Annotated in this window: 23 protein-coding genes; 10 read left to right on the top strand and 13 right to left on the bottom strand. The window is 71.1% G+C overall.

Going from position 1 to position 23,188, the window contains the following annotated elements:
- Positions 1 to 74: 74 nt before the first annotated feature.
- Complete coding sequence (locus ACFWM2_RS08220) at positions 75 to 533, top strand: pyridoxamine 5'-phosphate oxidase family protein (protein WP_383274607.1); 459 nt, start codon at positions 75 to 77, stop codon at positions 531 to 533.
- Positions 534 to 664: 131 nt separating this feature from the next.
- A complete protein-coding gene (gene sph, locus ACFWM2_RS08225) occupies positions 665 to 1,651 on the top strand; it encodes a sphingomyelin phosphodiesterase (protein ID WP_383274610.1) in 987 nt (328 codons plus the stop codon).
- A gap of 36 nt (positions 1,652 to 1,687) precedes the next feature.
- Here sph and ACFWM2_RS08230 read toward each other — a convergent pair whose 3' ends face one another.
- The 6 genes from ACFWM2_RS08230 to ACFWM2_RS08255 all read right to left on the bottom strand — a co-directional run bounded on the left by ACFWM2_RS08230 (position 1,688) and on the right by ACFWM2_RS08255 (position 8,652).
- Positions 1,688 to 2,593, bottom strand: coding sequence for an aldo/keto reductase (locus ACFWM2_RS08230; RefSeq protein WP_383274613.1), 906 nt, complete (start codon positions 2,591 to 2,593; stop codon positions 1,688 to 1,690).
- 21 nt (positions 2,594 to 2,614) lie between these two features.
- Positions 2,615 to 3,988 carry a phospholipase gene (locus ACFWM2_RS08235; RefSeq protein WP_383274616.1) on the bottom strand — a complete coding sequence of 458 codons (1,374 nt, stop codon included), beginning with the start codon at positions 3,986 to 3,988 and terminating at the stop codon, positions 2,615 to 2,617.
- Between the two features lie 104 nt (positions 3,989 to 4,092).
- Positions 4,093 to 4,983: a glycoside hydrolase family 19 protein gene (locus ACFWM2_RS08240; protein WP_383274619.1), complete on the bottom strand. Its 891-nt coding sequence runs from the start codon at positions 4,981 to 4,983 to the stop codon at positions 4,093 to 4,095.
- A 490-nt stretch (positions 4,984 to 5,473) separates the two neighbouring features.
- Positions 5,474 to 6,796: an aldehyde dehydrogenase family protein gene (locus ACFWM2_RS08245; RefSeq protein WP_383274622.1), complete on the bottom strand. Its 1,323-nt coding sequence runs from the start codon at positions 6,794 to 6,796 to the stop codon at positions 5,474 to 5,476.
- Positions 6,797 to 7,099: 303 nt separating this feature from the next.
- Positions 7,100 to 8,299 carry an RNA polymerase sigma factor gene (locus tag ACFWM2_RS08250; RefSeq protein WP_383274625.1) on the bottom strand — a complete coding sequence of 400 codons (1,200 nt, stop codon included), beginning with the start codon at positions 8,297 to 8,299 and terminating at the stop codon, positions 7,100 to 7,102.
- Positions 8,299 to 8,652 carry a YciI family protein gene (locus ACFWM2_RS08255; protein ID WP_383274628.1) on the bottom strand — a complete coding sequence of 118 codons (354 nt, stop codon included), beginning with the start codon at positions 8,650 to 8,652 and terminating at the stop codon, positions 8,299 to 8,301. The genes ACFWM2_RS08250 and ACFWM2_RS08255 overlap by 1 nt, the downstream gene beginning before the upstream one ends.
- Positions 8,653 to 8,751: 99 nt before the next feature.
- Between ACFWM2_RS08255 and ACFWM2_RS08260 the strand changes: the two genes are divergently transcribed.
- Positions 8,752 to 9,804 (top strand): acyl-CoA dehydrogenase family protein, encoded by a 1,053-nt coding sequence (locus ACFWM2_RS08260; protein WP_383274631.1) that lies wholly within the window; start codon positions 8,752 to 8,754, stop codon positions 9,802 to 9,804.
- 168 nt (positions 9,805 to 9,972) lie between these two features.
- On the top strand, positions 9,973 to 10,338 hold the full coding sequence (locus ACFWM2_RS08265; RefSeq protein ID WP_383274634.1) for a cupin domain-containing protein: 366 nt from the start codon (positions 9,973 to 9,975) through the stop codon (positions 10,336 to 10,338).
- A 20-nt stretch (positions 10,339 to 10,358) separates the two neighbouring features.
- Here the strand turns inward: ACFWM2_RS08265 and ACFWM2_RS08270 are convergent, their stop codons facing one another.
- The 5 genes from ACFWM2_RS08270 to ACFWM2_RS08290 form a co-directional block, all read right to left on the bottom strand.
- Positions 10,359 to 11,504 carry an LLM class flavin-dependent oxidoreductase gene (locus tag ACFWM2_RS08270; protein WP_383274637.1) on the bottom strand — a complete coding sequence of 382 codons (1,146 nt, stop codon included), beginning with the start codon at positions 11,502 to 11,504 and terminating at the stop codon, positions 10,359 to 10,361.
- Positions 11,505 to 11,517: 13 nt separating this feature from the next.
- Positions 11,518 to 12,690 carry an SfnB family sulfur acquisition oxidoreductase gene (locus tag ACFWM2_RS08275; RefSeq protein ID WP_383276442.1) on the bottom strand — a complete coding sequence of 391 codons (1,173 nt, stop codon included), beginning with the start codon at positions 12,688 to 12,690 and terminating at the stop codon, positions 11,518 to 11,520.
- Positions 12,691 to 12,747: 57 nt separating this feature from the next.
- Complete coding sequence (gene ssuE, locus ACFWM2_RS08280; protein WP_383274640.1) at positions 12,748 to 13,302, bottom strand: NADPH-dependent FMN reductase; 555 nt, start codon at positions 13,300 to 13,302, stop codon at positions 12,748 to 12,750.
- A 34-nt stretch (positions 13,303 to 13,336) separates the two neighbouring features.
- Entirely contained in the window at positions 13,337 to 14,461 is a 1,125-nt protein-coding gene (sfnG, locus tag ACFWM2_RS08285) for a dimethylsulfone monooxygenase SfnG (RefSeq protein WP_383274643.1), read from the bottom strand.
- Positions 14,462 to 14,678: 217 nt separating this feature from the next.
- Positions 14,679 to 14,762, bottom strand: a complete 84-nt coding sequence (locus ACFWM2_RS08290) for a putative leader peptide (RefSeq protein ID WP_383276445.1) — start codon at positions 14,760 to 14,762, stop codon at positions 14,679 to 14,681.
- Between the two features lie 137 nt (positions 14,763 to 14,899).
- Between ACFWM2_RS08290 and ACFWM2_RS08295 the strand changes: the two genes are divergently transcribed.
- From ACFWM2_RS08295 to ACFWM2_RS08305, 3 genes are all read left to right on the top strand, one after another.
- On the top strand, positions 14,900 to 15,820 hold the full coding sequence (locus ACFWM2_RS08295) for a LysR family transcriptional regulator (protein WP_383274646.1): 921 nt from the start codon (positions 14,900 to 14,902) through the stop codon (positions 15,818 to 15,820).
- A 149-nt stretch (positions 15,821 to 15,969) separates the two neighbouring features.
- Positions 15,970 to 16,845 (top strand): MEDS domain-containing protein, encoded by an 876-nt coding sequence (locus ACFWM2_RS08300; RefSeq protein WP_383274649.1) that lies wholly within the window; start codon positions 15,970 to 15,972, stop codon positions 16,843 to 16,845.
- A 7-nt stretch (positions 16,846 to 16,852) separates the two neighbouring features.
- Positions 16,853 to 17,278, top strand: a complete 426-nt coding sequence (locus ACFWM2_RS08305; RefSeq protein WP_383274652.1) for an ATP-binding protein — start codon at positions 16,853 to 16,855, stop codon at positions 17,276 to 17,278.
- A 24-nt stretch (positions 17,279 to 17,302) separates the two neighbouring features.
- On the opposite strand, the gene ACFWM2_RS08310 is transcribed toward ACFWM2_RS08305, so the two are convergent.
- Complete coding sequence (locus tag ACFWM2_RS08310) at positions 17,303 to 17,470, bottom strand: hypothetical protein (protein ID WP_383274655.1); 168 nt, start codon at positions 17,468 to 17,470, stop codon at positions 17,303 to 17,305.
- Between the two features lie 197 nt (positions 17,471 to 17,667).
- Between ACFWM2_RS08310 and ACFWM2_RS08315 the strand changes: the two genes are divergently transcribed.
- Positions 17,668 to 19,191, top strand: coding sequence for an SDR family oxidoreductase (locus ACFWM2_RS08315; RefSeq protein WP_383276447.1), 1,524 nt, complete (start codon positions 17,668 to 17,670; stop codon positions 19,189 to 19,191).
- A 290-nt stretch (positions 19,192 to 19,481) separates the two neighbouring features.
- Positions 19,482 to 20,855: a cryptochrome/photolyase family protein gene (locus tag ACFWM2_RS08320; protein WP_383274658.1), complete on the top strand. Its 1,374-nt coding sequence runs from the start codon at positions 19,482 to 19,484 to the stop codon at positions 20,853 to 20,855.
- A gap of 26 nt (positions 20,856 to 20,881) precedes the next feature.
- On the opposite strand, the gene ACFWM2_RS08325 is transcribed toward ACFWM2_RS08320, so the two are convergent.
- A complete protein-coding gene (locus ACFWM2_RS08325) occupies positions 20,882 to 22,123 on the bottom strand; it encodes an NAD(P)/FAD-dependent oxidoreductase (protein ID WP_383274661.1) in 1,242 nt (413 codons plus the stop codon).
- Between the two features lie 555 nt (positions 22,124 to 22,678).
- Between ACFWM2_RS08325 and ACFWM2_RS08330 the strand changes: the two genes are divergently transcribed.
- Positions 22,679 to 23,119, top strand: a complete 441-nt coding sequence (locus tag ACFWM2_RS08330; RefSeq protein WP_383274664.1) for an SPW repeat protein — start codon at positions 22,679 to 22,681, stop codon at positions 23,117 to 23,119.
- Positions 23,120 to 23,188 lie beyond the last annotated feature (69 nt).

A 23,188-nucleotide genomic window follows, 5' to 3' on the forward strand; every position in this document is an offset into this window, starting at 1 on the left:
GGACGACGGCTCCGCCTCGGGCCCTACGACCGGCGACCGAGGCAGGATCCACTATGACCGCCTAGCCTCACGGCATGACGATCAGCGAGTGTCCTCGTACCCCCGAACAGCGCAAGAACGATGTACTGGCCCGGTTGGACAAGGAATTGGACATCTGGGTCGCATCGGCCGATGAGCACGGGCTGCCGTGCCTGGTGGCGTTGTGGTTCGTGTGGGACGGGAAGGCGATCTGGCTGTCGACCCGGACCACCAATCCCACCGGCCGCAATCTTCGCGACGGCGGCCGGGCCCGGCTCGCCTTCGGCGACACGCAGGACGTGGTGCTCATCGACGGGGACGTGGAGACGTACAGCGCGCGGGACGTGTCCGGCGCGGCCGCCGAGGCGTTCCTGGAGAAGTCCGGCTGGGACCCGCGCAAGGACAGTGCGTCGTACGCGTTCTTCCGGGTCCGGCCGCTCGCGGTGCAGGCATGGCACGGGCAGCACGAGTTGCGGGGTCGCCAGTTGATGCGGGACGGGGCCTGGATCGTCTGAGGCCCGGCGGCGCGGCGCAGGGGACGTACTTCTCCACGACATCCAACCCCTGCACGGGAGTTACCTGGGAGTAATCCCCAGTGGTTTGATGTGCGGCGCCAGTCGACCCTCTTCACTCTCAGGGAGATCCAGTGCCGCTCTCCTCAGCGCGCCGCACCCGGGGCGCGTCCGTTCTCGTCCTCTCGCTCGCCGCGGGAGCCCTCGTCGGGGCGGCGCCCGCCTCGGCGGACTCCTCGGCGCTGCCGTCGATGAACGTGCTGTCTTACAACGTCTTCCTCATGAGCAAGAACCTGTATCCCAACTGGGGGCAGGACCACCGGGCCGCGGAGATACCGCAGGCAGCGTTCTTCCGCGGGCATGACGTCGTGGTGCTCCAGGAGGCCTTCGACAACGCGGCTTCGGACGCGCTGAAGGGCGCGGCGGCCGGCGCGTATCCGTACCAGACCCCGGTCGTCGGACGGAGCAGGAGCGGATGGGACGCGACCGGCGGAGCGTATTCGTCGACCACTCCCGAGGACGGCGGGGTGACCGTGCTGAGCAAGTGGCCGATCCTGCACCAGGAGCAGTACGTCTACCAGGACGCGTGCGGCGCGGACTGGTGGTCCAACAAGGGGTTCGCCTATGTGGTACTGAACGTGAACGGCGCCAAGGTGCATGTGGTGGGCACCCACGCCCAGTCGACGGACCCCGGGTGCGACGCCGGTGAGGCAGCAGCCATGCGCAGCCGGCAGTTCAAGGCGATCGACTCGTTCCTGGACGCCAAGAGCATTCCGGCCGGTGAACAGGTCCTGGTCGCCGGGGACCTGAACGTGGACTCGCGCAGTGCCGAGTACGCGTCGATGCTCGCGGACGTGGACCTCGTCGGGGCGGACACCCGCGCCGGGCACCCGTACTCCTTCGACACCCAGGACAACTCCATCGCCCACGACCGCTATCCGAGCGACCCGCGCGAGGACCTGGATTACGTGCTCCACCGGGCCGGGCACGCACGTCCCGCGGTCTGGAAGAACGAGGTCGTCAAGGAGCGGTCCGCGCCCTGGACGGTGTCCAGTTGGGGCACCGACTACACGTACACGAACCTCTCGGACCACTACCCCCTGAGCGGCTACTCGGGGTGAAGCCCCTGTGGCCCCGCCCGGGCGGGGCCACTTCGTTCAGTCGGTCCGGCGGCGCAGCGCGTCGAGTCGGGCCGCTTCCTCGTCGGAGAGCCGGAGCGCGCCCGCGGCCACGTTCTCCGCGAGATGGTCGGGGTTGCCGGTGCCCGGGATCGCGAGCATCTGCGGGCCCTGCCGCAGGGTCCAGGCCAGCCGGACCTGCGCGGGTGTCGCACCGTGTACCCGCGCGATGGCCCGCACCTCGTCGTCGTGCGCCTGGCCCGGGCCCTTCGATCCGCCCTTGCCCGCGATCGCGAAGAACGGCACGAACGCGATGCCCTGTTCACGGCAGGCCGCCAGGAGGGCGTCCGTCCCGGGGTCCGGGAAGTCGAGGCCGTATTTGTTCTGCACGCTCACCACGGGAGCGATCGCCTGCGCCTCGGCCAGGTGCCTCAATTCGACTCCGGAGATGGCGAGATGCCGGATCAGACCGGCGTCCCGCAGCTCGGCCAGCGCGCCGAAGTGCTCGGCGATCGACTCCTGCCGCATCCGGCGCAGGTACACCAGGTCGAGGTGGTCGCGGCCGAGCTGCCGCAGGTTCTCCTCGACGTGACCGCGCAGGTCCTCGGGCCGCGCCGCCGTGCCCCACTCCCCCGATTGGTCGCGGTACGGACCGACCTTCACGGCGATGAGCAGGCCGTCCGGGTACGGGGCCAGTGCCGCGTTGATCAGTTCGTTCGCGGAGCGCAGGGACGAGAAGTAGAAGGCGGCGGTGTCGATGTGGTCGACGCCCAGCTCGATCGCGCGCCGCAGCACGGCGGTCGAGCGGTCGCGGTCGCTCGGCACGCCTTCGTGGAAGGCCGCGCTGCCCGTCAGCCGCATGGCGCCGAAGCCCATGCGGTTGACGGTCATGTCGCCGAGTGTCCAGGTGCCCGACGCTGCCGCGGTGATCGTCTCTGAGGTCATCGCGGCAGTTTGGCACACGATCTACGGATACGTGTATGTGTTCAGGGTGCTCACGGCCGAGGCCGGATTGCCCAGGTCATAGCGGTCCACGGCGAGGAAGTTGGGCTTCTTGCGGGCCGCCGGCCCACAGAACCGCTGCGCCCGGTCGGCGAGTTTGGTGTTGTCCGTCGAGGCGGTGGAGGCGATCGCGACGTCCCGGAAGTGGTTCATGACGAACAGCGGACGGAAGGCCGGCTCGGTGCGGGTCAGCGGGACGTTCGTGTTCGCGTCGTACCAGCGGCTGTAGCAGGACCAGTCGGAGGTGCCGAGGCCCGATCCCATGGACCAGTAGTTCTCCACCGTCCACTCGCGCTGGTACATCACGCCGAAGCTGTCCCGGGTCAGACCGGCCGACTCGTCGGACGAACGACTGTGGTCGGTGAAGATCAGCAGCCGGTCGTTGGCCGCGACAAGGTCCGCGAGCTTGGGCCAGCCGTTCTGGCGGACGCCGCTCAGGTCGGGCCGGTAGAGGACGTCGGACAGGCCGTCGACGCGAGCGAGTTCGCTGCGCAGGACGCCGGGATCGACGTAGTCCTCGATGAAGACGGTGACGAACTGGTCGGGGTGCTGTTTGAGGAAGTCGACCATGCGCTGGAGGTCGACCCAGAGCGCGACCGGCTTGCTGACGAGGGTGCAGCTGTTGTGGCACAGGATCGCACCGTCGGAGGTCTGGTGGGCGTCCAGCATGAACCCCCGTACACCGTCGGAGAGTTGCTGGTTGATACCCCGCGACTGGTTCGGCACCAGATTGACGAACGGCGGGGCGAATCCGCCGTCGACGCCGTTCGCGTAGGCGTTGTGGGCGGTGAGGAACGTGACCTGGTCCAGGGTGCGTTGGCTCTGCGGCGGCATGGGGCCGGCCGGCGGGGCCACGGGTGTGAGGTACCAGGCCGCTAGGTCTCCCGACGAGCCGACGGCCAGTTGGGCGGGGTAGTTCGCGCCGGAGGCCTTCGCGCCCACCGTCAGGTACCGGTCCGTGCCGGGGGCCTTGAGCGTGTACTGGTCGGACCCGGTGGGCGTCACCTCCCACGCGGCTTCGGCCGCGGCGCAGGCGACCGTTCCGGCCTGGTCGCCCGAGCGGCCCAGACAGCTGCCGGCGGTGTCGGTGCTCTCCAGGACGTACGAGGAGCCGCTCGCGCGCAGGGTCCACTGCTGGTGGTCCTCGTTGCCCCGGGGGTTGTGCTGAACGACCGCTCCCCCGCTGTCGGCGGCGTTGAGTCCCGTGGTCGCGCTCTGGACGTAGTAGGCGCCGGCGCCCGGCGCCCCGGCCGAGACGGCCGGAGCAGGGGCTAGGAGGACGGCGGCCAGCGCCGCGCCGGCGGCGGTGACGGCGAGCAAAGGACGTGGGGGCGGCATCACTGTGACGGTGTCCCTTCCGAGTCTGGCGACGGGGACGAGCGAAGGCGAACACAGGATGCCGCACCCTGGCATGCTCTTGACAGCCTGCCGGTGAACAGCGGTCAGCAGTACAGGTTGCTTCCCGCCGACGTGCCGAGGATGGAGACGAAGCGGTTGTAGGCGTCGACGCGGCTCTGCACCTGGGCGGGGTTCTTGCCGTCGCACTCCAGGGAGCCGTTGATGCTGCGGATCGTCTGGCCGAAACCGGCACCGTTGACCATCGCGTTGTGCGGGGTCATCGTGCCCGGGCCGGACTGGGTGTTCCAGTACCAAAGGCCCGTCTTCCACGCCACCGCCGCGTCGTTCTGCACGAGCCAGGGATTGTTGAGCAGGTCGATGCCCAGCGCGTCACCCGCGGCCTTGTAGTTGAAGTTCCAGCTCAGCTGGATGGGCCCGCGACCGTAGTACGCGGACTGGCCGGCCGGACAGCCGTAGGACTGACCCCAGTCGCAGTAATGGGGGTAGTTCGCGGTGTTCTGCTCCACCACGTACACCAGACCACCGGTCTCGTGGTTGACGTTGGCCAGGAACGCCGCCGCCTCCTGCTTCTTGACCGTGTCACTGCCCGTGTTCGCGAAGGCGGGGTAGGAGCTGAGGGCGGCCTTGAGACCGCTGTAGGTGTAGAAGGAGTTCCGGTTCGGGAACATCTGGTTGAACTGCGCCTCGGAGACGACGAACCCGGACGGAGCGGGCGTGGTGCCGCCGTCGCAGGCGTACGGCTCCCAGTACCAGGTGCTGATGGTCGGGTCGTAGCCCGGGTTGTCGTGCTCGGCGATGTAGGCCTTGCCGTCGGTGTACCGGACGATGTTGCCGGTGACGTAGGACTTGCCGGCCACCCAGCTCGGGTAGCTCGAACAGGACGCGGCGGACGCACCCGAGGCCGGCAGGAGTACCGGGGCGGCCGTTCCGATGATGAGGGCGGCCATGACTGCGGAGATACGGCGTCTCGACACAGGATCAACTCCTTTGCGCAGCACGGCCGCACCCGATACAAGGCATGACGAAGCAGAGCCTTGTGCGCACGTGCCGGAGGACCGGCCACGACGTCGGGGGCGGCCGTGGTGGGGGGTGTGGAGCCACACTCAACCGCTTTGGTCTGTACCAGTCAAGGGTGTAGACCAGTCGGATCCGACAACGTTGGCAAGCAAGCCGCGCACGCCCGGTGGAGGTTGAGGACAGCGCCGGATACGAGGCGAACTGCCGCCGACAAAACGGTCACCCTGCCCGAGTGCCGATGACGGCCGCGGGACGGCCGCCACTCGGCACGCAGCACCCGTCACCCGGCGGCCGGCCCGGCACGCGGCACCCGGCACCGAGCGGCCGGCGGCTGGCGTCCGGCCCGGCACCCGGCACCCGGCACCCGGCGAACCCCTCCCCGGACACGCCGGTGGCCCGGGCCGTCCGAGGACGGACCCGGGCCACCGGTCTCGCGGAGTCGAGCGCTCAGCCGAGCGGCTTCTGCAGCACCGCCTTGCGGTGGCTGAACGTCTCGATGGAGTAGCGGCCGTGGTAGTTGCCCATACCGCTCTCGCCGACCCCGCCGAACGGCAGGTCGGAGACGGTCAGATGGGCGAGCGGGAGACCGAAGCCCAGGCCTCCGGACGACGTCTCGGCGGCCAGCCGCTTGCGGGTGGTGTCCGACTCGGTGAACACGTACAGAGCGAGCGGCTTGTCGCGGTCGTTGATGAAGCCGATGGCCCCGTCGAGGTCCGGCACCGTGACGATCGGGAGGATCGGTCCGAAGATCTCCTCCTGCATGACGGGCGCCTTGGGGTCGACGTCGGCCAGCACGGTAGGCGCGATGTACTTCGTGGCGCGGTCCGTTCCGCCACCGGTGACCAGCCGCCCCGAGTCGAGCAGGGAGGCGAGCCGGTCGAAGTGCCGCTCGTTGATGATCCGCCCGTACTCCGTGGAGTTCCGGGGCTCGGCGCCGAAGCGCTCCTCGACGGCACGGGCCAGCTCGGGCTCAAGGGCGTGGGCGGTCTCGGGGTCGGTCAGGACGTAGTCGGGGGCGACGCAGGTCTGCCCGGCGTTCAGGAACTTGCCGCGGGCGAGCCGGTCGGCGACGACGGACAGGTCCGCGTCCCGGTCGACGAACGCAGGGGACTTGCCGCCGAGTTCGAGGGCGACGGGGGTGAGGTGCTCCGCGGCGGCCCGCAGCACGATACGGCCGACCATGCCGTTGCCGGTGTAGAAGATGTAGTCGAAGTGCTCGGCCAGCAGGGCCGTGGTCTCCGGGACACCGCCCTCGACGACGGCGACCGCGTCGGTGTCGAGGTACTGCGGCAGCAGCCGGGTGAGCACCTCGGACGTGGCGGGGGCCAGCTCGCTGGGCTTGGCAACCACCGCGTTGCCCGCGGCCAGGGCGCCGAGCACCGGCGTGAGCAACAGCTGCACCGGATAGTTCCACGGGGCGATGACCAGGACGACACCCAGCGGGTCGTACTGCGTCCAGGCCGTGGCGTCGTCGCCGACGTACGCCGGGACCGGAGCCGGCTCGGGGCGCAGCCATTCGTCGAGATGCTCGAGGGTGTGGTCGATCTCGCGGACCACGAAGTCGATCTCGGTGCGGAAGGCCTCGGCGGAGCTCTTGCCCAGGTCCGCGTGGAGAGCCGCGGCGATGTCGTCGCCGTGCGAGGTGAGCATCTCGCGCAGAGCGTTCAGCTGGGCAGTGCGCCACTCGACGGGCTTGGTGCGGCCGGAGCGGAAGGTGGCACGCAGCCGGGAGACGACGGCGGAGGGCTGCTCGGGGGTGGACTGGTTCACGGTGCCTCGCTGGTCTGGGCGCGGACGGACGAGTCCACGCGGCGCTCAAGCTGGATGTATATACCAACCTTTCATGTGCCCTCGTAAATTCCGAGCACACGAAATTTACTTTCCGTAAGCATAGGCACGCAGCGCGTGGATGCCCGGGCGAGGGCGGCCAGGAGGTGGAGCGGTCGGTGCGCGACGTTCTGCGGTCCGTGCGGGGGCCATTGAGCATGAGCCGGTCCGGCCCGGGCTTGATGCCGTACGGGTGCCGCCCGGCCGCGGCCCTCAGTGCCGTACGGGCTCCGTTTGACCCCGGCCTCAGTGCCGTACAAGTGCCGCCCGGCTGCGTTCGAGATACCCGCGCTCCGCCGCGCTCTCGGTGAGCGCGATGGCCGCCTCGTACGCCCGGACGGCCTCCGTTCCGCGCCCCAGTCTGCGCAGCAGGTCCGCGCGGACGGCATGGAAGGCGTGGTAGCCGTCGAGGTCGAGCCGGTCGACAAGGGCCAGGGCGGCCTCCGGTCCCTGCGCCTCGGCGACGGCGACGGCGCGGTTGAGGGCGACGACCGGGCTCGGGGCGAGGGCCATGAGCTGGTCGTAGAGCTGAAGGATCTGCGCCCAGTCCGTCGCGGGGGCGGTCGGGGCATCGCTGTGGACGGCGTTGACCGCTGCCTGGATCTGGTATGGACCCGGACGGCCCAGGCGCAGACAGCGCCGCACGAGCGACTGGCCTTCGGTGATCAGGTCGCGGTTCCAGCGGGAACGGTCCTGGTCGGAGAGCAGGACCAGCTCGCCGTCGGCGCTCTCACGGGCGGGGCGCCGGGACTCGACGAGCAGCATCAGCGCGAGCAGCCCCAGCGCCTCGGGCTCGTCCGGCATGAGGCCGGCCAGGAGGCGTCCGAGACGGATGGCCTCCTGGCAGAGGTCGGCCCGGCCGCCGTAGCCCTCGTTGAAGATGAGGTAGACGACGGCCAGGACTCCCTTGACGCGGTCCGGGAGGTCGGCGTCGCGCGGGATGCGATAGGGGATGCGGGCGTCCCGGATCTTGGCCTTGGCCCGGACGAGGCGCTGGGCCATCGTGGCCTCGGGGACGAGGAAGGCGCGGGCGATCTGTGGGGTGGTCAGACCGCCCAGCAGGCGCAGGGTCAGCGCCACCTGCGCCTGGGGTGCCAGCGCGGGATGGCAACAGGTGAAGATCAGACGGAGCCGGTCGTCGCGCACGGGGCCCTCCTCGACGGGTTCGTCCGGCGCGTACAGCTGGGCGGCCTCGGTGTGCCGGGCTTCGCGCGAGGACTCGCGGCGCAGCCGGTCGACGGCCCGGTTGCGGGCGGTGGTGATGATCCAGCCGGCCGGACTCGGGGGCAGACCCGTCTCCGGCCACTTCCGCACCGCCGTGGCGAACGCGTCCTGGACCGCTTCCTCGGCGAGGTCGATGTCGCCGAGGAACCGGACGAGGACGGCGACCGCGCGGCCGTATTCCGTGCGGAACACGGCCTCGATCTCCGCGGTGGGGGTGGGCATCAGTCGTCGGCTTCGCCCATGAAGGGCCGCACCTCGATGGGGAGCGTGGTCGCCACCGTCGCCTTGCGGCCCCATTCGAGCGCCGCGTCCAGATCGGGGGCCTTGATGAGGCAGATCCCGCCCAGATACTCCTTGCTCTCGGTGTACGGACCGTCGGTGACCAGGACGTCGCCCTGCTTGGCCTGGAGCACCGTGGCGGTCTCCGGGCCGTACAGTCCCCCGGCGAACACCCAGGCCCCGGCCTCACGCAGCTCCGCGTGGAGGACGTCCAGGTTGTGCATGATCTCTTCCAGCGCCTCCGGCGCCGGCCGCTCGCCCACCGGCTGCATCACGCTCAACAGGTAGTGCTTCATGATGTGTCCTCCTCGGTCTCGTACCGCTTCTCACTCCCTACACGAACGGGAGACCGCCGGATCGACACCGGACACGACGACACCAGGAGATTTCTTTCGATGACCACCGCACCCCATCCTCTCGTCGCCCGTGCGCGCCGGCTCGCGGCCGAGGTCCTGGCGCCCCGCGCGGAGCGGGTCGACCAGGAGGGAGTCCCCGTGAGCAGCATCGACGCCGTCAAGCGGTCGGGGCTGCTCGGGGTGAGTGCTCCGGTGGAGTACGGGGGGTCCGCCGCGCCGGCCGCGGTGGCGCGGGAGACCGCCGAGATCCTGGCCGGCGCATGCTGCTCCACGTGGTTCGTGCAGACCCAGCATCACACTCCGGTGCAGACCTTGACGAAGGTCGAACTCCCGCTGCGGGAACGGCTGTTGGGCCCATTGTCGAGCGGTGAGCTGCTGTCCGGGGTCGCGTATGCGCAGCTGCGCGCGTATCCGCGTGTGCCGGTCCGGGTGACGCGTGAGCGCGGCGGCTGGCGCTTCGACGGGACGGTGCCCTGGTACACCGGCTGGGGTCTCAACGACGTGATGCTGCTGGCCGGCGTCACCGACTCGGACGAGGCGCTGTTCGCGTTCACCGAGGCGCGGGAACAGCCCGGGCTGCGCCCCTCCCCGCCGATGCGGCTCGCCGCGCTCACCGCCTCGCGGACGGTCTCGCTGGAGCTGGCCGGACTGTGGCTCCCGGACGAGGCGGTGGCGCTGCGGACTCCGTACGAGACCTGGGCGGCCGGCGATCGCCCCAGGAACACCAATGCCTCGCCCGCCGTCTTCGGAGTCGCCGAGGCGGCGCTCGGTCTCCTGGACGGCGACTCCGTGGCCGCGGAGACCGCACACGCGCTGCGCACCCGCCTTGACCTGGTGCGGTCGCGGGCGTACGCCCTCGCCGATCATCCGGTGCCGCACGAGCGCATCGAGGAGCGGCTGGCGTGCAAGACCCAGGCGTACGACCTCATGCGCGCGGCCACCACGGCGGCCGTGGTGGCCGGGGGCGGACGGGCCATGGATCTCGGCAGCCGGGCGCAGCGGCTGGCGCGCGAGGGGATGTTCCTGCTGGTGCAGGGGCAGACGGCCGAGGTGCGGCAGGCACACCTCGGTTCGCTCGCGGCGGTGGACTAGGACCTGTCCGGCCGGTCACTCGAATGGCCGTACCGGCTGGACAGGCGGACGATGGAGTCGTGGGGCTCGGCCCCGCCGGTGCCGCGTGTGCGGCGCGTCCGGCCCGTGCGGCCGCGAGACGGAGGCCGGCCCGGGCCGTGCTGAGCACGGCCGGAAGGGAGAGCCGTCATGCTTGAGATGAAGACGCTTGACAAGCCGGACGAGCGCCGTGATTTCCCCCGGGGCCACCTCGAAGCCGTCCATCTGACCGGACTGGACTTCGCCGTGGGAACCTTCGAACCGGGTTGGCGATGGTCCGAATCCGTGGCACCGATCGCGGGGACCGACAGCTGCCGGATCCACCACAACGGCTATGTCGTCCAAGGGCGCATGGGCATCCGCATGGACGACGGTGCCGAGAGCGAAGTGGGACCGGGCGACGTCTTCGTCGCCTCGCCCGGCCACGACGCCTGGGTGGTGGGCGACGAACAGGTCGTGGTGTACGACTTCGCAGGAGGCATGGCCCAGGAGTACGCGAAGGCGAAGGAGGGCTAGGGAGCGTCCGGCGGACGGGACTACTGGCTGGCGAACGGCACCTGCGTCGCGGGGGCTGTCGGCTGGGCGAACGGGTGCTGCCACAGACCCTGTGCCGCCAGCCTCGGCAGGACGCCCTCGCCGAACCAGTACGCCTCCTCCAGGTGCGGGTAGCCGGAGAGCACGAACTCGTCGATGCCGAGGCGGTGGTACTCGGCGATGCGGTCGGCGACCTCGTCGTGGCTGCCGACGAGGGCGGTGCCCGCGCCACCGCGGACCAGGCCGATGCCGGCCCACAGGTTGGGGTGGATCTCCAGACCGTCCCTGCTTCCGCCGTGCAGCGCGAGCATCCGGCGCTGGCCCTCGGACTCGCTGCGGGCGAGCCCCGCCTGGACGGACTTCACCGTCTGCGGGTCGAAGCCGTCGAGCAGCTTGTCCGCCTCGGCCCAGGCCTGCTCGGACGTGTCGCGGGTGATGACGTGCAGCCGGATGCCGAACCGCACCGTCCGGCCCTCTTTCGCGGCCAGGGCGCGGACCCAGGCGATCTTCTCCGCGACCTGGGCCGGCGGCTCGCCCCAGGTCAGATAGACGTCCACATGGCGGGCGGCGATCTCACCGGCGATGGGCGAGGAGCCGCCGAAGTACACCTCGGGAACAGGGTCGGGCACCCGGGCCAGCTTGGCGTCCTCAACCTGGAGGTGCTCGCCGGCCACGTCGACGGTCTTGCCCTCCCACAAGTCGCGGACGATCCCCAGGAATTCGCCGGTACGACGGTAGCGGGCGTCCTTGTCGAGGAAGTCGCCGTAGGCGCGCTGCTCGTGGCTCTCGCCGCCGGTGACGACATTGAGCAGCAGTCGTCCGCCGGTCTGCCGCTGGAAGGTGGACGCCATCTGCGCGGCGAGCGTCGGCGACACGAAGCCCGGCCGGAAGGCGACCAGGAACTTCAGCCGCTCGGTGTTCTGGCTGACCATGGCCGTGGTCAGCCAGGCGTCCTCGCACCAGGCACCGGTGGGGGTGAGCGCACCGACGAAGCCCAGGTCCTCGGCGGCCCGGGCGATCTGGCTCAGATACGCGACCGTCGGCGGCCGGTCCCGCCCGGAGACGGTGGCCGGCGTGCCGTGACCGCCGCCGACGACATGGCGGCTGTCGCCGTTGGTGGGCAGGAACCAGTGGAAGGTGAGGGACACCAGGGATCTCCGATCAGAGCAGTCCGTGCCGGGGTGGCTTCGTGCCGTTCAGCACGTAACGGCCGATGTGCTGAATCTTCCAGCGGGCCGGGTCGTGCAGGGTGTGCGTGCGCGCGTCGCGCCAATGCCGGTTCAGGTTCAGCGAGTTGAGGGCCGAACGGGTGCCGGACACCTCGAAGAGCGCGCCCGCCACCTCCACTGCGGTGGCCGCGGTGTGCACCTTCGCGGCGGCCACGGCGATCGACGCCTCGGCCGCCGAGTCCTCCGTCAGGGCGGCCCGCGCCGCGTCGACCGCACGGGCCCCGGCTCCGAGCAGCGCCTCGGCCGCCCTGACCTGGATGGCGAGCTCGCCGAAGCGCTGGATCAGCAGCGGGTCCTCGGTGGCGCTGTCCACACCGCTCTCGAACCAGGGGCGGCTCTTGGTGCGGACGAACTCGGCGGCCGCGGCGAGCGCGCCCGCCGCGATGCCGGCGTCGATGGCGGCGTGCAGCAACTGGGCCACCGCACCGTGGAGTTGCGGGCCCCGGAAGGTGAGATGGTGCGGGACGACCCGATCGGCGGGGACGGACACCGCGTCCAGCCGGACGGTGCCGCTGGCCGTCGTGCGCTGCCCCATGCCGTCCCAGTCATCGACCACCGTGACGCCCGGGGCGTCCCGCGGGACGTACGCGACATGCAGGTCGTCGTCCTCGGCGCGGGCCAGGACGGGGATCCAGTCGGCGAAGAGCGCGCCGGTGGAGTAGTGCTTGATGCCGGTGAGGGTGTACGAACCGTCGGACGCCGGTTCCAGGCGGGTGCGGATGTCCTGGACGTGCTTGGTGCCCGCCTCCGACTGGGCGTTGCCGAAGCGCCGCCCGGCCAGCACCTCGCCGAAGAAGAACTTCTGCTGCTCGGGTGTTCCCTGCCGGCGGAGCACGTTGATGTAGACGAAGTGGTTCTGCGGGATCTGGGCGAGGCTGGCGTCGGCCGAGGCCAGTAGCCGGAAGATCTCCGCGAGGGTCTCCTGGCTCACGTCCGCCCCGCCGTGCTCGGCGGGTACCGTGACGGCCAGCAGACCCGAGGCCGAGAGCCGCGCCAACTCGGCGTACGGAAGCAGGCGTTCGGCGTCGCGGGCGCTCGCCCCGACGCGGAACTCGTCCGCGAGTGCGGCGGCGACGGCCCGCGCCTCGGCGTCGTCGGCGATCACCTTGACGGACTCCGCGCCGGCCGCCGCCGGGTCCCTGACTGCGCGAGCGGACACCGGTCAGCCCGCGGCGGCCAGCAGCGGCGTCCGGCCCAGGGCCGCCGAGAACTGGTCGACGACCTGGGTCAGCGCCTCGGCCGTGCCCGGTGCCACCGTGATGGTGCCGTCCTCTCCCACGGTGATGTCCTTGTCGAGGGTGAACCAGCCCTGGACTATGTGCGCGGGACCCATGGAGTTCAGCACCGGGCGGAGCGCGTAGTCGAGAGCGAGGACGTGCGCCGTGCTGCCTCCGGTGACCAGCGGCAGCACGGTCTTGCCGGTGAGGGCGTACTGCGGGAGCAGATCGAGCAGGGCCTTGAGCACGCCCGAGTAGGCGGCCTTGTACACCGGGGTGCCGATGACGACGCCGTCGGCGCGGGCGAAGAGCTCGGTCGCCTCGACGATCGCGGGATGCCGGAAGTCGGCGCCGAGCAGCGCCTCGGCGGGGATCGTACGGACGTCCAGCGGGATCACCTCGTGCCCCTGTGCGGCCAGCCGTGCGTCGAGGTGACGCAGCAGCTTGGCGGTGCGGGAGGAGACGGAGGGGCTGCCGGAGACGGACAGTACGGTGGCCATGGGGCCCTCTTTCGCAGGCTCGGGTTCGGTGGTGTCAGGCGTGTGCGGGGACGGACTCGCCCTCGCTGTCCGGCAGTTGAGCCTCCAGCTCGCGCACGAGGGGCAGCACCCGGCGGCCGAAGTACTCGACCTCCTCGTGGTAGTGCAGGAAGCCGAGGAGAAGGAGGTCGACGCCCAGGCGCTTGTAGGCGACGATCCGCTCGGCGATCTGTTCCGGGGTGCCGATCAGCCCCGTACGGAACCCGTCGTTGTACTGGACGAGGTCCTCGAAGCTGGAGTCCTGCCACATGCCCTTGCCGTCGGCGGTGGACTGGCCGGCCTGCTTCACCGCGGCTCCGAAGCCCTCGACGGCCTCGGAGTCGGCCTGGGCGACGATCTCGCGCAGGGTCTCGCGGGCCTCGGCCTCGGTGTCCCGGGCGATCAGGAAACCGTTCAGGCCGAACTTCGGTGCCCTGCGGCCCACTTCGGCCGCCGCCTTCCTTACGTCCGCGATCTGCTCGGTGACGCCGTCGAAGTCCTTGCCGTTGGAGAAGTACCAGTCGGAGACGCGACCCGCCATGGCGCGGGCGGCGCTGGAGTTGCCGCCCTGGAAGATCTCGGGGTGCGGGCGCTCCGGGGTGTTGAGCGGCTTGGGCTTGAGGGAGAAGTCCCGCAACCGGTAGAAGTCACCGGCGAGTTCGGTGTGGTCCTCGGTCCAGATCTGGCGCAGGGCCCGGATGAACTCCTCGGAGCGGCGGTAGCGCTCGTCGTGCTCCAGCCACGGTTCGCCGAGGGCGGTGAACTCGCCCTTGAACCAGCCGCTGACCACGTTGACCGCGAAGCGGCCGTTGGACAGGTGGTCGGCGGTGGCGCCGAGTTTGGCGAGGACTCCCGGGTGCCACAGGCCCGGGTGGACGGCCGCGATGACCTTGAGACGTTCGGTCGCGAGCAGCAGGGCGAGGCTGAAGCTGGTCGACTCGTGCTGGAACTCGGCACCGTAGCTGGCCATGTAGCGGACCTGGCTGAGCGCGTAGTCGAAGCCGTTGTTCTCGGCGAGTACGGCGAGTTCGCGGTTGTAGTCGTATCCCCAGTCGGTGCGCTGCTCGATCTTGCTGGTGACCAGGCCGCCGCTGACGTTGGGGACCCAGTAGGCGAAGCGGACGGGTTCTGTTGCGGACACGGAGAGCTCCCGGTGTGCTGTACGCGGGCATGACGAAATGAGGTCCGGCATTTCCCGCGGAAATGCGGACGGTGGAGCAGGAGCGGCGGGTCACCCGAATGGACAGCGTTGCGCAGAAAGCCGTGCGGATGCGCTGTGCGGGGAGAATTCGCCGGTCAAATCGCCGGTACGAGCGGGCGAGCTGCCGGTGCGAAGGGGACCCTACCGTCGGGGGTCGTCAGGCTGCGCGACAACAGACGGAGCTGGAGACACGCGCGAGGTCGACGTGGCGTCGCCGCGTGAGGTCCAGTCGCATCTTCATGTCGTCGATCGTCGCAGCCGCCCGTCCGGGCAGTCAAGGAATAGCCGGCCGGTCTCGTATCCCGGACCGGCGAAATTCACGAAGGCGTGACAGGGAAACCCTTGAACCCGGTGGTCCGGGGACCGCATTCTGCTGCGGTGCGAACAGAGCAGCTGGAATACATCGCGGCGGTGACCCGACTCGGTTCCCTGCGCCGGGCCGCCGAGGAACTGCACCTCTCCCAGCCCGCGTTGAGCGAGACGGTGCGGAATCTGGAACGCGAGCTGGGGGTCGACCTCCTGGAGCGCAAACGCTCCGGCGCGCGGATGAGCGCCGAGGGCCGTGAGCTGCTGCCGCACATCGTCAATGTGCTCGACGCCGTGGACCGGCTGCGGGGCGCGGCGGGCGAGCAGCACCGCATCAGCCGTATGGTCCGCGTCGGCACGGTGAACGCCGCGACGGTCCCGCTGCTCATTCCCACCGTCCAGGCCTTCCGTACGACGCATCCGCTGACCCAGGTGGAGATCGTCGGCGCCCAGCAGTCGGAGATCCACCGGGCCCTGTCGGAGGGCGGTCTCGACCTCGGCCTGGTGAACCATCTCGACGGCGACGACATGCCGGCCGACTTCGAGAGCACCGAACTGCTGTGCGGCCGCCCGGTGTTGTGCGTCCACCCGGACAGTCCGCTCGCGGCCAAGGCCGTCGTCCCGGTCTCCGACCTCCTCGACGAACCGCTGATCGCGATGCGCTCCGGATATGTCATGCACCGCTACGTCCGGCGGCTCCTGGACGGGGACGCGCCCGCCTTCTCGTACTCCACCGACGGTGCCGAGATGGGCAAGCTCATGGTCGCCGAGGGCCTGGGCTCCACGGTCCTGCCCGACTTCAGTGTCATCGGCGATCCCCTGGAGCGCCGGGGCGCGATCACCTACCGCCCGCTCTCCGACGACACGACGCGGGTCCTGCTGATGCTCCGGCGCCGCCGGGCGGAGTCCGTCCCGCGCGCCGCCGATGACCTGCACGGGGCTTTCGTGCGCCGGGCCGCCGAGCTGGGCGGCAGGCTGACCCGCCAGGACTGAATCACGGGCACGACGGGACGGCGGGGAGCCCTTCTGCACCGTGCAGAGTGCACCCGGACCCGAACCGGGCAAAGCGCACCTGCCGGAGCCCTCGTGTCACTACCCTGAGTAGCTCAGCGGTAGCAGCGGGGAGGTGAACAGGTCTGCTCATGAACGAGGACGAGAACGAGGCGTACGCGCACCACCCCGGCACCCTGCCCGTACAGCAGCTGCGGCCGGGCGACCACGCGTTCTTCAGTTACGAGGGCGACGGCCACGGCCGGGACGTGATGTCCGCGTTCGTCTGGGCCGGCCTGGCCCGCGGCGAGAAGGTCATCGTCTTCGGCCCTCCGCGGCTGACCGAGGGCCAGCTGTGGTCCGCCTTCGAGGACGCGCCCGGGCTGCTGCTGGCCACGGCGCACCGGACGGGCCGGCTGCGACTGAGCAGTATGCGGCAACTGATCCGGCCCGACCGGGAGTTCACCGCGGACCGGCAGTGGCAGCGGCTCGTGGAGGAGACCGGCGCGGCACGCGCCGAGGGCTTCACCGGGCTGCGGGCCTACATCGACATGGGGTGGGTGGCGGACCTCGACGCCGACCTCGACACGATGATGGACCGCGAGCGGCGGGCCGCACCGCTGTTCTCCGACGGGTTCTACAGCGAGATCTGCGCCTACGACCGGGACCGTTTCCCCGGCCGGGTGCTGCGGGCGATGCGGCAGGCGCATCCGCGCGATCTCCTCACCCGGATCGGCCAGTTGAGGTGCCTCCACCTGGGCGGCACGCTCCATGTGGTCGGGGAGGCCGACCTGACCACCCGCACCCAGTTCACGCGGGCGCTCGAGGAGGCGCTCCGCCTCCCCCGCGACGAGGGGCGCGTCACGGTGGACCTGCGACGGGCCGAATTCCTCAGCGTCCAGTGCGCGCGGGATCTCGTACGGCTGGCGGGCGAGGCGGGCACCGTGCGGATTCGCTGCTCCGCGCGGCACGGCGCGCTGCTCAGCCGACTGGGCGCTCGGCCGGCCGACATCGAAGTGTCCGGGTGATCGCCCCATGTCCCATACGCCAGGTGACGGTACTCCGTACACCGCTCAGGGCGTACTGCTGCGCAGCCCGTTCGGCGGCGGGGACCTGCCGCGGCTACGGGTGCTCGTGGCAGGGCACGTGTCCCTCGCCGGGCTCGCGGAGCCGCGGCGGACGGACTTCGTCACCGCCATGGACGCGGTGGCGACCAACACCGTCCAGCACGGCGGGGGTCAGGGAGCGCTGCTTCTGCTGCACCGGGCGGGTGAACTGGAGTGCCGGATCAGCGACCGGGGACCGGGCGGCACCGGGGCGGTGAGCGCCGGTCCCAGTCCCGGCGGGGAGGCTCCCCTGCCGGGCGGGGGCCTGTGGCTCACCCGTCTCGTCACCGACCGGCTCACCATCACACCGGAGGGTCCGGGGAGGACCGTCAGCTTCGCGATGCGGCTGGCGTGACGTCCGCGTAGCCGGCCAAGCGGTTCAGTCGTCGTCCCGTGCCGGGATCACCACGAGGAAGGCGTCCGACTTGAGGTCCATCACCACGGTCGCGGGCTGACCCTCGGCCCTGCGGCGCGCCGCGTATTCCTCCGCCGGCCACGATCCGCGCGGAGCTCCGGCAGGGAACCGCTCCAACACCTTCGCACTCATACCGGCGTCCACCTCCACCAACGACTCTTCAGGACCTCGTAATCATTTGCCCGCGATCTGCCGGGACATGTCATGAACGCCCGGGGCGGTCCCGCGCCCGGAAGGAGTACACCGGCGCATCCGCCGGGCCGCTTCGGGTGGAAGGGATCACTGGGGGCCGACGGAACGGGGACGACGAGGTGAGTGAGACGGAACGCATGAGCGGCAACGAGACGGGCCCCGGCCCGCACTGTCTGGTGACCGGCGCCACCGGCTACATCGGCGGGCGGCTGGTCCCGGAACTGCTGGACGCGGGGCATCGGGTGCGCTGTCTGGCCCGCTCCCCCGCCAAACTGCGCGACTACCCCTGGGCGGGCCGTACGGAGATCGTGCGCGGCGATGTCACCGACGCCGCGTCGGTCGCCGAGGCGATGCGCGGGGTGGACGTCGCCTACTACCTGGTGCACGCGCTGGGCACGGGCAAGGACTTCGAGGAGACCGACCGCAGGGCGGCCCGGATCTTCGGCGAGCAGGCCCGCGCGGCGGGCGTCCGGCGCATCGTCTATCTGGGCGGCCTCACCCCGGCAGGCGTCCCCGAGGACCAGCTCTCACCGCACCTGAGGTCCCGTGCGGAGGTCGGCCGCATCCTGCTCGACTCGGGCGTGCCCACCACGGTCCTGCGCGCCGCGGTGATCATCGGCTCCGGTTCGGCCTCCTTCGAGATGCTGCGGTACCTCACCGAACGGCTGCCGGTCATGGTCACACCCAGCTGGGTGCACACCCGTATCCAGCCGATGGCGGTACGGGACGTGCTGCGCACCCTCGTCGGCAGCGCCCGGATGCCGGCCGACGTCAGCCGGGCCTTCGACATCGGCGGACCCGAGGTGCTGACGTACCGGGACATGATGCGCCGGTACGCCGAGATCGCCGGCCTTCCGCACCGGCTGATCGTGCCCGTGCCCGTCCTCACCCCGCGGCTCTCCAGCCACTGGGTCGGTCTGGTCACGCCCGTCCCACGGTCGATCGCGCGTCCCCTCACGGAGTCACTGCGGCACGAGGTCGTGTGCCACGAGCACGACATCGCGCGGTACGTCCCCGACCCGCCGGGCCGGCCGGTCGGCTTCGACGAGGCGGTGTCACTGGCCCTGCAACGCGTGCGGGACGCCCAGGTCTCGACCCGGTGGTCGTCGGCCTCGGTGCCCGGCGCGCCCAGCGATCCGCTGCCCACCGACCCGGACTGGGCGGGCGGCAGCCTCTACACCGACCGCCGCGAACTGACCGTCGACGCCACGCCGGCCGCGCTGTGGCGGGTCATCGAGGGCATCGGCGGGGACAACGGCTGGTACTCGTTCCCACTGGCCTGGGCCGTCCGCGGCCGGCTGGACCGCCTCGTCGGCGGTGTCGGACTGCGCCGGGGCCGCCGCGACGCGGCCCGCCTGCGAGTCGGCGACTCGCTCGACTTCTGGCGGGTGGAGGAGATCGAGCCCGGTCGTCTGCTGCGGCTGCGCGCCGAGATGCGGCTGCCGGGGCTGGCCTGGCTGGAGATGTACGCGGAGGCGGGCGACGACGGGCGAACCCGTTACCGGCAGCGTGCGCTGTTCCATCCGCACGGGTTGCTGGGGCACGCGTACTGGTGGAGTGTCTCGCCGTTCCACGCCGTGGTGTTCGGCGGTATGGCCCGCAACATCGCGCAGGCGGCGACCAGGGGAGCGGTGGCGAAGGAGCCCACGTCCGCGCACTGACCCACCCACGCTTCGTCGGATTGCTTCCCCGCCCGCCCGGGGATTCACCCGCCACCCCACGAACCCACCCGCAACCACGACCTACATCCGCGGGGGCCGCGACCCTCACCCGCCACGCCGCGACCTACATCCGCCGCCCCGCGACCCCACCCGCCACCACGACCTACATCCACGGAGACCGCGACCTCACCCCTCACCCAACGACCTGCATCCGCAGGGGCCGTCGTGCCGAAATGATTCGCCGGCCCCTTCACCGCCCCACTCCCCCGCCGTCCGCACCGGAGCCCGCCATGAACGTCTCGGTCGTCCTGTTCACCTCGGACCTGCGTCTGCACGACCATCCGCCGCTGCGGGCCGCGCTCGACGGCCCCGGCGAGGTGGTGCCCCTCTTCGTGCGCGACGCGGGCATCGACGCCGCGGGGTTCGTCGCGCCCAACCGGCTGGCGTTCCTCGCCGACTGCCTGGCCGATCTGGACGCGCGGCTGCGCGAGCGCGGCGGCCGTCTCGTCGTCCGCTCGGGCGATGTCGTCGACCAGGTGGGCAAGGTGGTCGCCGAGGCGCAGGCCGACGAGGTGCACATGGCGGCCGGGGTCAGCGCGTACGCCCACCGCAGGGAGGAGAGGCTGCGTGCCGCTCTGGAGGCGGAAGGATGCCGCCTCCATGTCCACGACTCCGTGATCACCGCGGTCCCGCCCGGTGCCGTCACGCCCGCCTCCTCGGACCACTTCGCCGTCTTCACGCCGTACTTCCGGCACTGGTCGCGGCTGCATCTGCGCGACGCACTCGCCGCGCCCCGGTCGGTCAGGGTGCCGGACGGGGTCGGCTCCGAGAAGCTGCCGTCCCGCAGCGCCGTGACGGGAGTCTCGGAGGGACTGCCCGCGGGCGGCGAGACCGAGGCGAGGAAGCGGCTCACGGCCTGGCTGCGCGACGGGATCGTGTCCTACGAGGACCGGCACGACGACCTGGCCGGCGACGCCACCTCGCGCCTCTCGCCCCATCTGCACTTCGGCACGCTCTCCCCTGGGGAACTCGTCCACCGGGCCCGCCGGGCGGGCGGCTCCGGCGCCGAGGCCTTCGTACGGCAGCTGGCCTGGCGGGACTTCCATCACCAGGTGCTGGCCGCACGGCCGGCCGCGGCCGGCGCCGACTACCGGACCCAGCACGACCGTTGGCGGTCCGAGGCGTCCGCGCGGCAGGACGTGGAGGCGTGGAAGGCAGGACGCACCGGCTTTCCGATCGTCGACGCGGCGATGCGCCAGCTGCGCCACGAGGGCTGGATGCACAACCGCGGCCGCCTGCTGACGGCGAGCTTCCTCGCCAAGACCCTGTACGTGGACTGGCGGATCGGCGCCCGACACTTCCTCGATCTGCTGGTCGACGGCGACCTGGCGAACAACCAGCTCAACTGGCAGTGGATGGCGGGCACCGGCACGGACACCCGGCCCAACCGGGTCCTCAACCCCGTGACCCAGGCCAAGCGGTACGACCCGGACGGGGCGTACGTCCGGCGGTGGGTGCCCGAGCTGGCGGGGCTGGACGGCGCCGCCGTGCACGAGCCGTGGAAGCTCCCGGGCCTGGAGCGCGCGGCCTACGACTATCCCGAACCCGTCGTGGACCTCGCCGACGGGCTGGCCCGCTTCAAGCACGCCCGAGGCCGCGGCTGAGGGGCGGCAGCAAGTCCCGGCCGGGTCTACCGGCCGAGGTCACGCAGCAGTTCGCGGGCGGCCCGGGCGCCCGACGCCAGCGCTCCCTGGACGGAGCCGGTGGCCCGATGGTCCCCGCACACGTACCGGCCGGGGCCCACCCGGGCCGGGCGGCTCAGCGGCTGCGGTGGCGCCATGGCCGGCAGCGCGTCGGGAACCGTGCGGGTCGTCAGCAGCTCCCAGCCGGCCGTCTCCGCGTCGTAGACCTCCGCCAGGGCCTCGCGTACGCCCGCTTCCCGGTGTTCGTCGTCGCCGCGGAGCGCCGACGTGGCGATCAAGGACGATCCTGCGGGCGCGTAGCCGCGGACCACTGCGCTGAGCACGCACGTGTTGAGGAACCGGCGACGGGAGTCGGTGAGCAGTGTGGGTTCGCCGAGGGGCGGGCGTGGGGCCACGTGGTAGTAGGTCGTGGCGATCCGGTACGCGGGCATGTCCAGCTTGGGCAGCAGCGCGGTCGCCGGGCCGGGCCCGGTGGCCACGACCACGGCCCGGGCGGGGACTTCGCCGCCCGCGGTCAGTTCGACCCCGTCGTCGGTGAGACGGTCGACCGGGCTCTCCAGGCAGACCGTCCCGGAGGGCAGGGCGGCCGCGAGCCGGCGGGGCACCGCTCCGATGCCGTCGGCGGGCAGACAGAGGGTGCCGCGCAGCATGCTGCGCCAGACGAGATGGAAGACACGGCTGGACGTCTCCAGCTCGTCCGCCAGGAGGACACCGGAGAGGAACGGGCGGAAGAAGCGCTCGACGAACTCCTCGGAGAAACCGGCCGACGCGAGCGCGGTGCGGGTGGTGCGGTCCTCCCCCCGCTTCAGGATCCGCACCGGGGCCAGCAGGTCACGGGCCGAGAGCATGCCCAGCGCCAGCAGGTCACGGGGACCCGCGAGCCGGCCGGGCAGCAGGTCGGAGGCGCGGCGGGGAGCGCGGGTCGGATCGCTGAAGCGGAACCTCCCGCGGTCGGTGTGCACCAGCACGCCGGCGGTGAAGGGCAGCAGCCGCAGGTCGCGCAGCGACACGCGTCGCCTGGCCTGGGGATAGGACGTGTTGAACACCTGGAAACCGCGGTCGACGGTGAACCCGTCGAGCCGGTCGGAGCGCATCCGGCCGCCGACCGCGTCGGACGTCTCGAGGACGCGCACGGTGGGCCCGGAGTCGATCAGATCCCGCGCGCATGCCAGGCCGGCGAGGCCCGCCCCGACGACCAGGACATCCAGTGCACTTCGGGTCTCGGGCATGGAAACCGTCCTTCGCGTCAAAGGGCCTCGTGGCCGGGTACCCTGGAGGGCGGACGCCGTGCGCCGTCGTGGACGTCCGCTGCTCCGTTCTTCCCTGGGCCTTGGTCGCCGGGATGCGTGGACGCCGGAATGCCTACGGGCGGGGCGGCGGGCCCTACGTCGTCACCCGCGCCTTCTGCCCCGTCGTCTCCCGCGGCCCGGTGCCCGGACGCCTCCGGGAATGCCGGGGTCGCCGCAGCCCGCAGCGCGGCGACGCTGCCCGTACCGGCCTGCCTCCCCGGGTCCGCCCGGCCCGTGCCGGCGTCGGACCTTGTCGGGCGGCCGGCTCGGTGAGGTGGTCAAGGGCCCGGCCGAACCGGCCACCCGCACGTCGATCCCCGGACCGACGTGCGGGCCTCAGCGCCCTCAGGGAGCGGTTGCGCGGCCCCTCACGTCTCCTGCCTCTCTCCAGCGCTACACATAAAGAAGAAATAAGCGCAGAATGTACTTAAGCGGCTCTTACCGCATTCCGTACCAGACGCGGTCAGGCCTGCCAGAGATCAAAGGAGACGCATCATGGCCAACGTCTCGCACACCAGAGGTGACATCTCAAGTCACCCTGATGTCCCCGAAATGCGGGACCGCTACGCCCGCATGCTCGGTGGTCGCGATGTCGCGCTCGTGGACGGACCGGTGTTCCTGCTCGGTCTGTACTGCGCGGCATCCCCGTGGATACTCCACTACACGACAAGCCAGCCCCCGCTCGTGGTCCACAACCTGATCATGGGCATCGCGATAGGCCTGCTGGCTCTCGGATTCACCATCACACCGGAGAGGATGTACGGCCTGAGCTGGGCCATGTGCGCAATGGGCGCATGGATGATCATCTCGCCCTGGGTCGTGGGCACGAGCCCGGACACCGGAGTCGTGGTCAACAGCATCATCATCGGCGCGCTGGCCGTGGTGCTGGGGATGCTGTGCGCCGTCACGACAATGAGAGGCCCCACCAGGACGTAGCAGGGAAATCGTCGTCATGCCCGGCCGGCCCGCCCCGCGCGGGCCGGTCTTCTGCGTGCGCCCTACGCC

Source organism: Streptomyces sp. NPDC058371 (assembly GCF_042723265.1).
Classification (GTDB): Bacteria; Actinomycetota; Actinomycetes; order Streptomycetales; family Streptomycetaceae; genus Streptomyces.

Coding starts and splice junctions, on each gene's coding strand:
- ACFWM2_RS08320 (WP_383274658.1), top strand. CDS start 19,482: ATGAACGTCTCGGTCGTCCTGTTCACCTCGGACCTGCGTCTGCACGAC.
- ACFWM2_RS08235 (WP_383274616.1), bottom strand. CDS start 3,988: ATGCCGCCCCCACGTCCTTTGCTCGCCGTCACCGCCGCCGGCGCGGCG.
- ACFWM2_RS08260 (WP_383274631.1), top strand. CDS start 8,752: ATGACCACCGCACCCCATCCTCTCGTCGCCCGTGCGCGCCGGCTCGCG.
- ACFWM2_RS08305 (WP_383274652.1), top strand. CDS start 16,853: ATGTCCCATACGCCAGGTGACGGTACTCCGTACACCGCTCAGGGCGTA.
- ACFWM2_RS08325 (WP_383274661.1), bottom strand. CDS start 22,123: ATGCCCGAGACCCGAAGTGCACTGGATGTCCTGGTCGTCGGGGCGGGC.
- ACFWM2_RS08265 (WP_383274634.1), top strand. CDS start 9,973: ATGCTTGAGATGAAGACGCTTGACAAGCCGGACGAGCGCCGTGATTTC.
- ACFWM2_RS08315 (WP_383276447.1), top strand. CDS start 17,668: ATGAGCGGCAACGAGACGGGCCCCGGCCCGCACTGTCTGGTGACCGGC.
- ACFWM2_RS08310 (WP_383274655.1), bottom strand. CDS start 17,470: ATGAGTGCGAAGGTGTTGGAGCGGTTCCCTGCCGGAGCTCCGCGCGGA.
- ssuE (WP_383274640.1), bottom strand. CDS start 13,302: ATGGCCACCGTACTGTCCGTCTCCGGCAGCCCCTCCGTCTCCTCCCGC.
- ACFWM2_RS08220 (WP_383274607.1), top strand. CDS start 75: ATGACGATCAGCGAGTGTCCTCGTACCCCCGAACAGCGCAAGAACGAT.
- ACFWM2_RS08255 (WP_383274628.1), bottom strand. CDS start 8,652: ATGAAGCACTACCTGTTGAGCGTGATGCAGCCGGTGGGCGAGCGGCCG.
- ACFWM2_RS08300 (WP_383274649.1), top strand. CDS start 15,970: ATGAACGAGGACGAGAACGAGGCGTACGCGCACCACCCCGGCACCCTG.
- ACFWM2_RS08250 (WP_383274625.1), bottom strand. CDS start 8,299: ATGCCCACCCCCACCGCGGAGATCGAGGCCGTGTTCCGCACGGAATAC.
- ACFWM2_RS08290 (WP_383276445.1), bottom strand. CDS start 14,762: ATGAAGATGCGACTGGACCTCACGCGGCGACGCCACGTCGACCTCGCG.
- ACFWM2_RS08230 (WP_383274613.1), bottom strand. CDS start 2,593: ATGACCTCAGAGACGATCACCGCGGCAGCGTCGGGCACCTGGACACTC.
- ACFWM2_RS08330 (WP_383274664.1), top strand. CDS start 22,679: ATGGCCAACGTCTCGCACACCAGAGGTGACATCTCAAGTCACCCTGAT.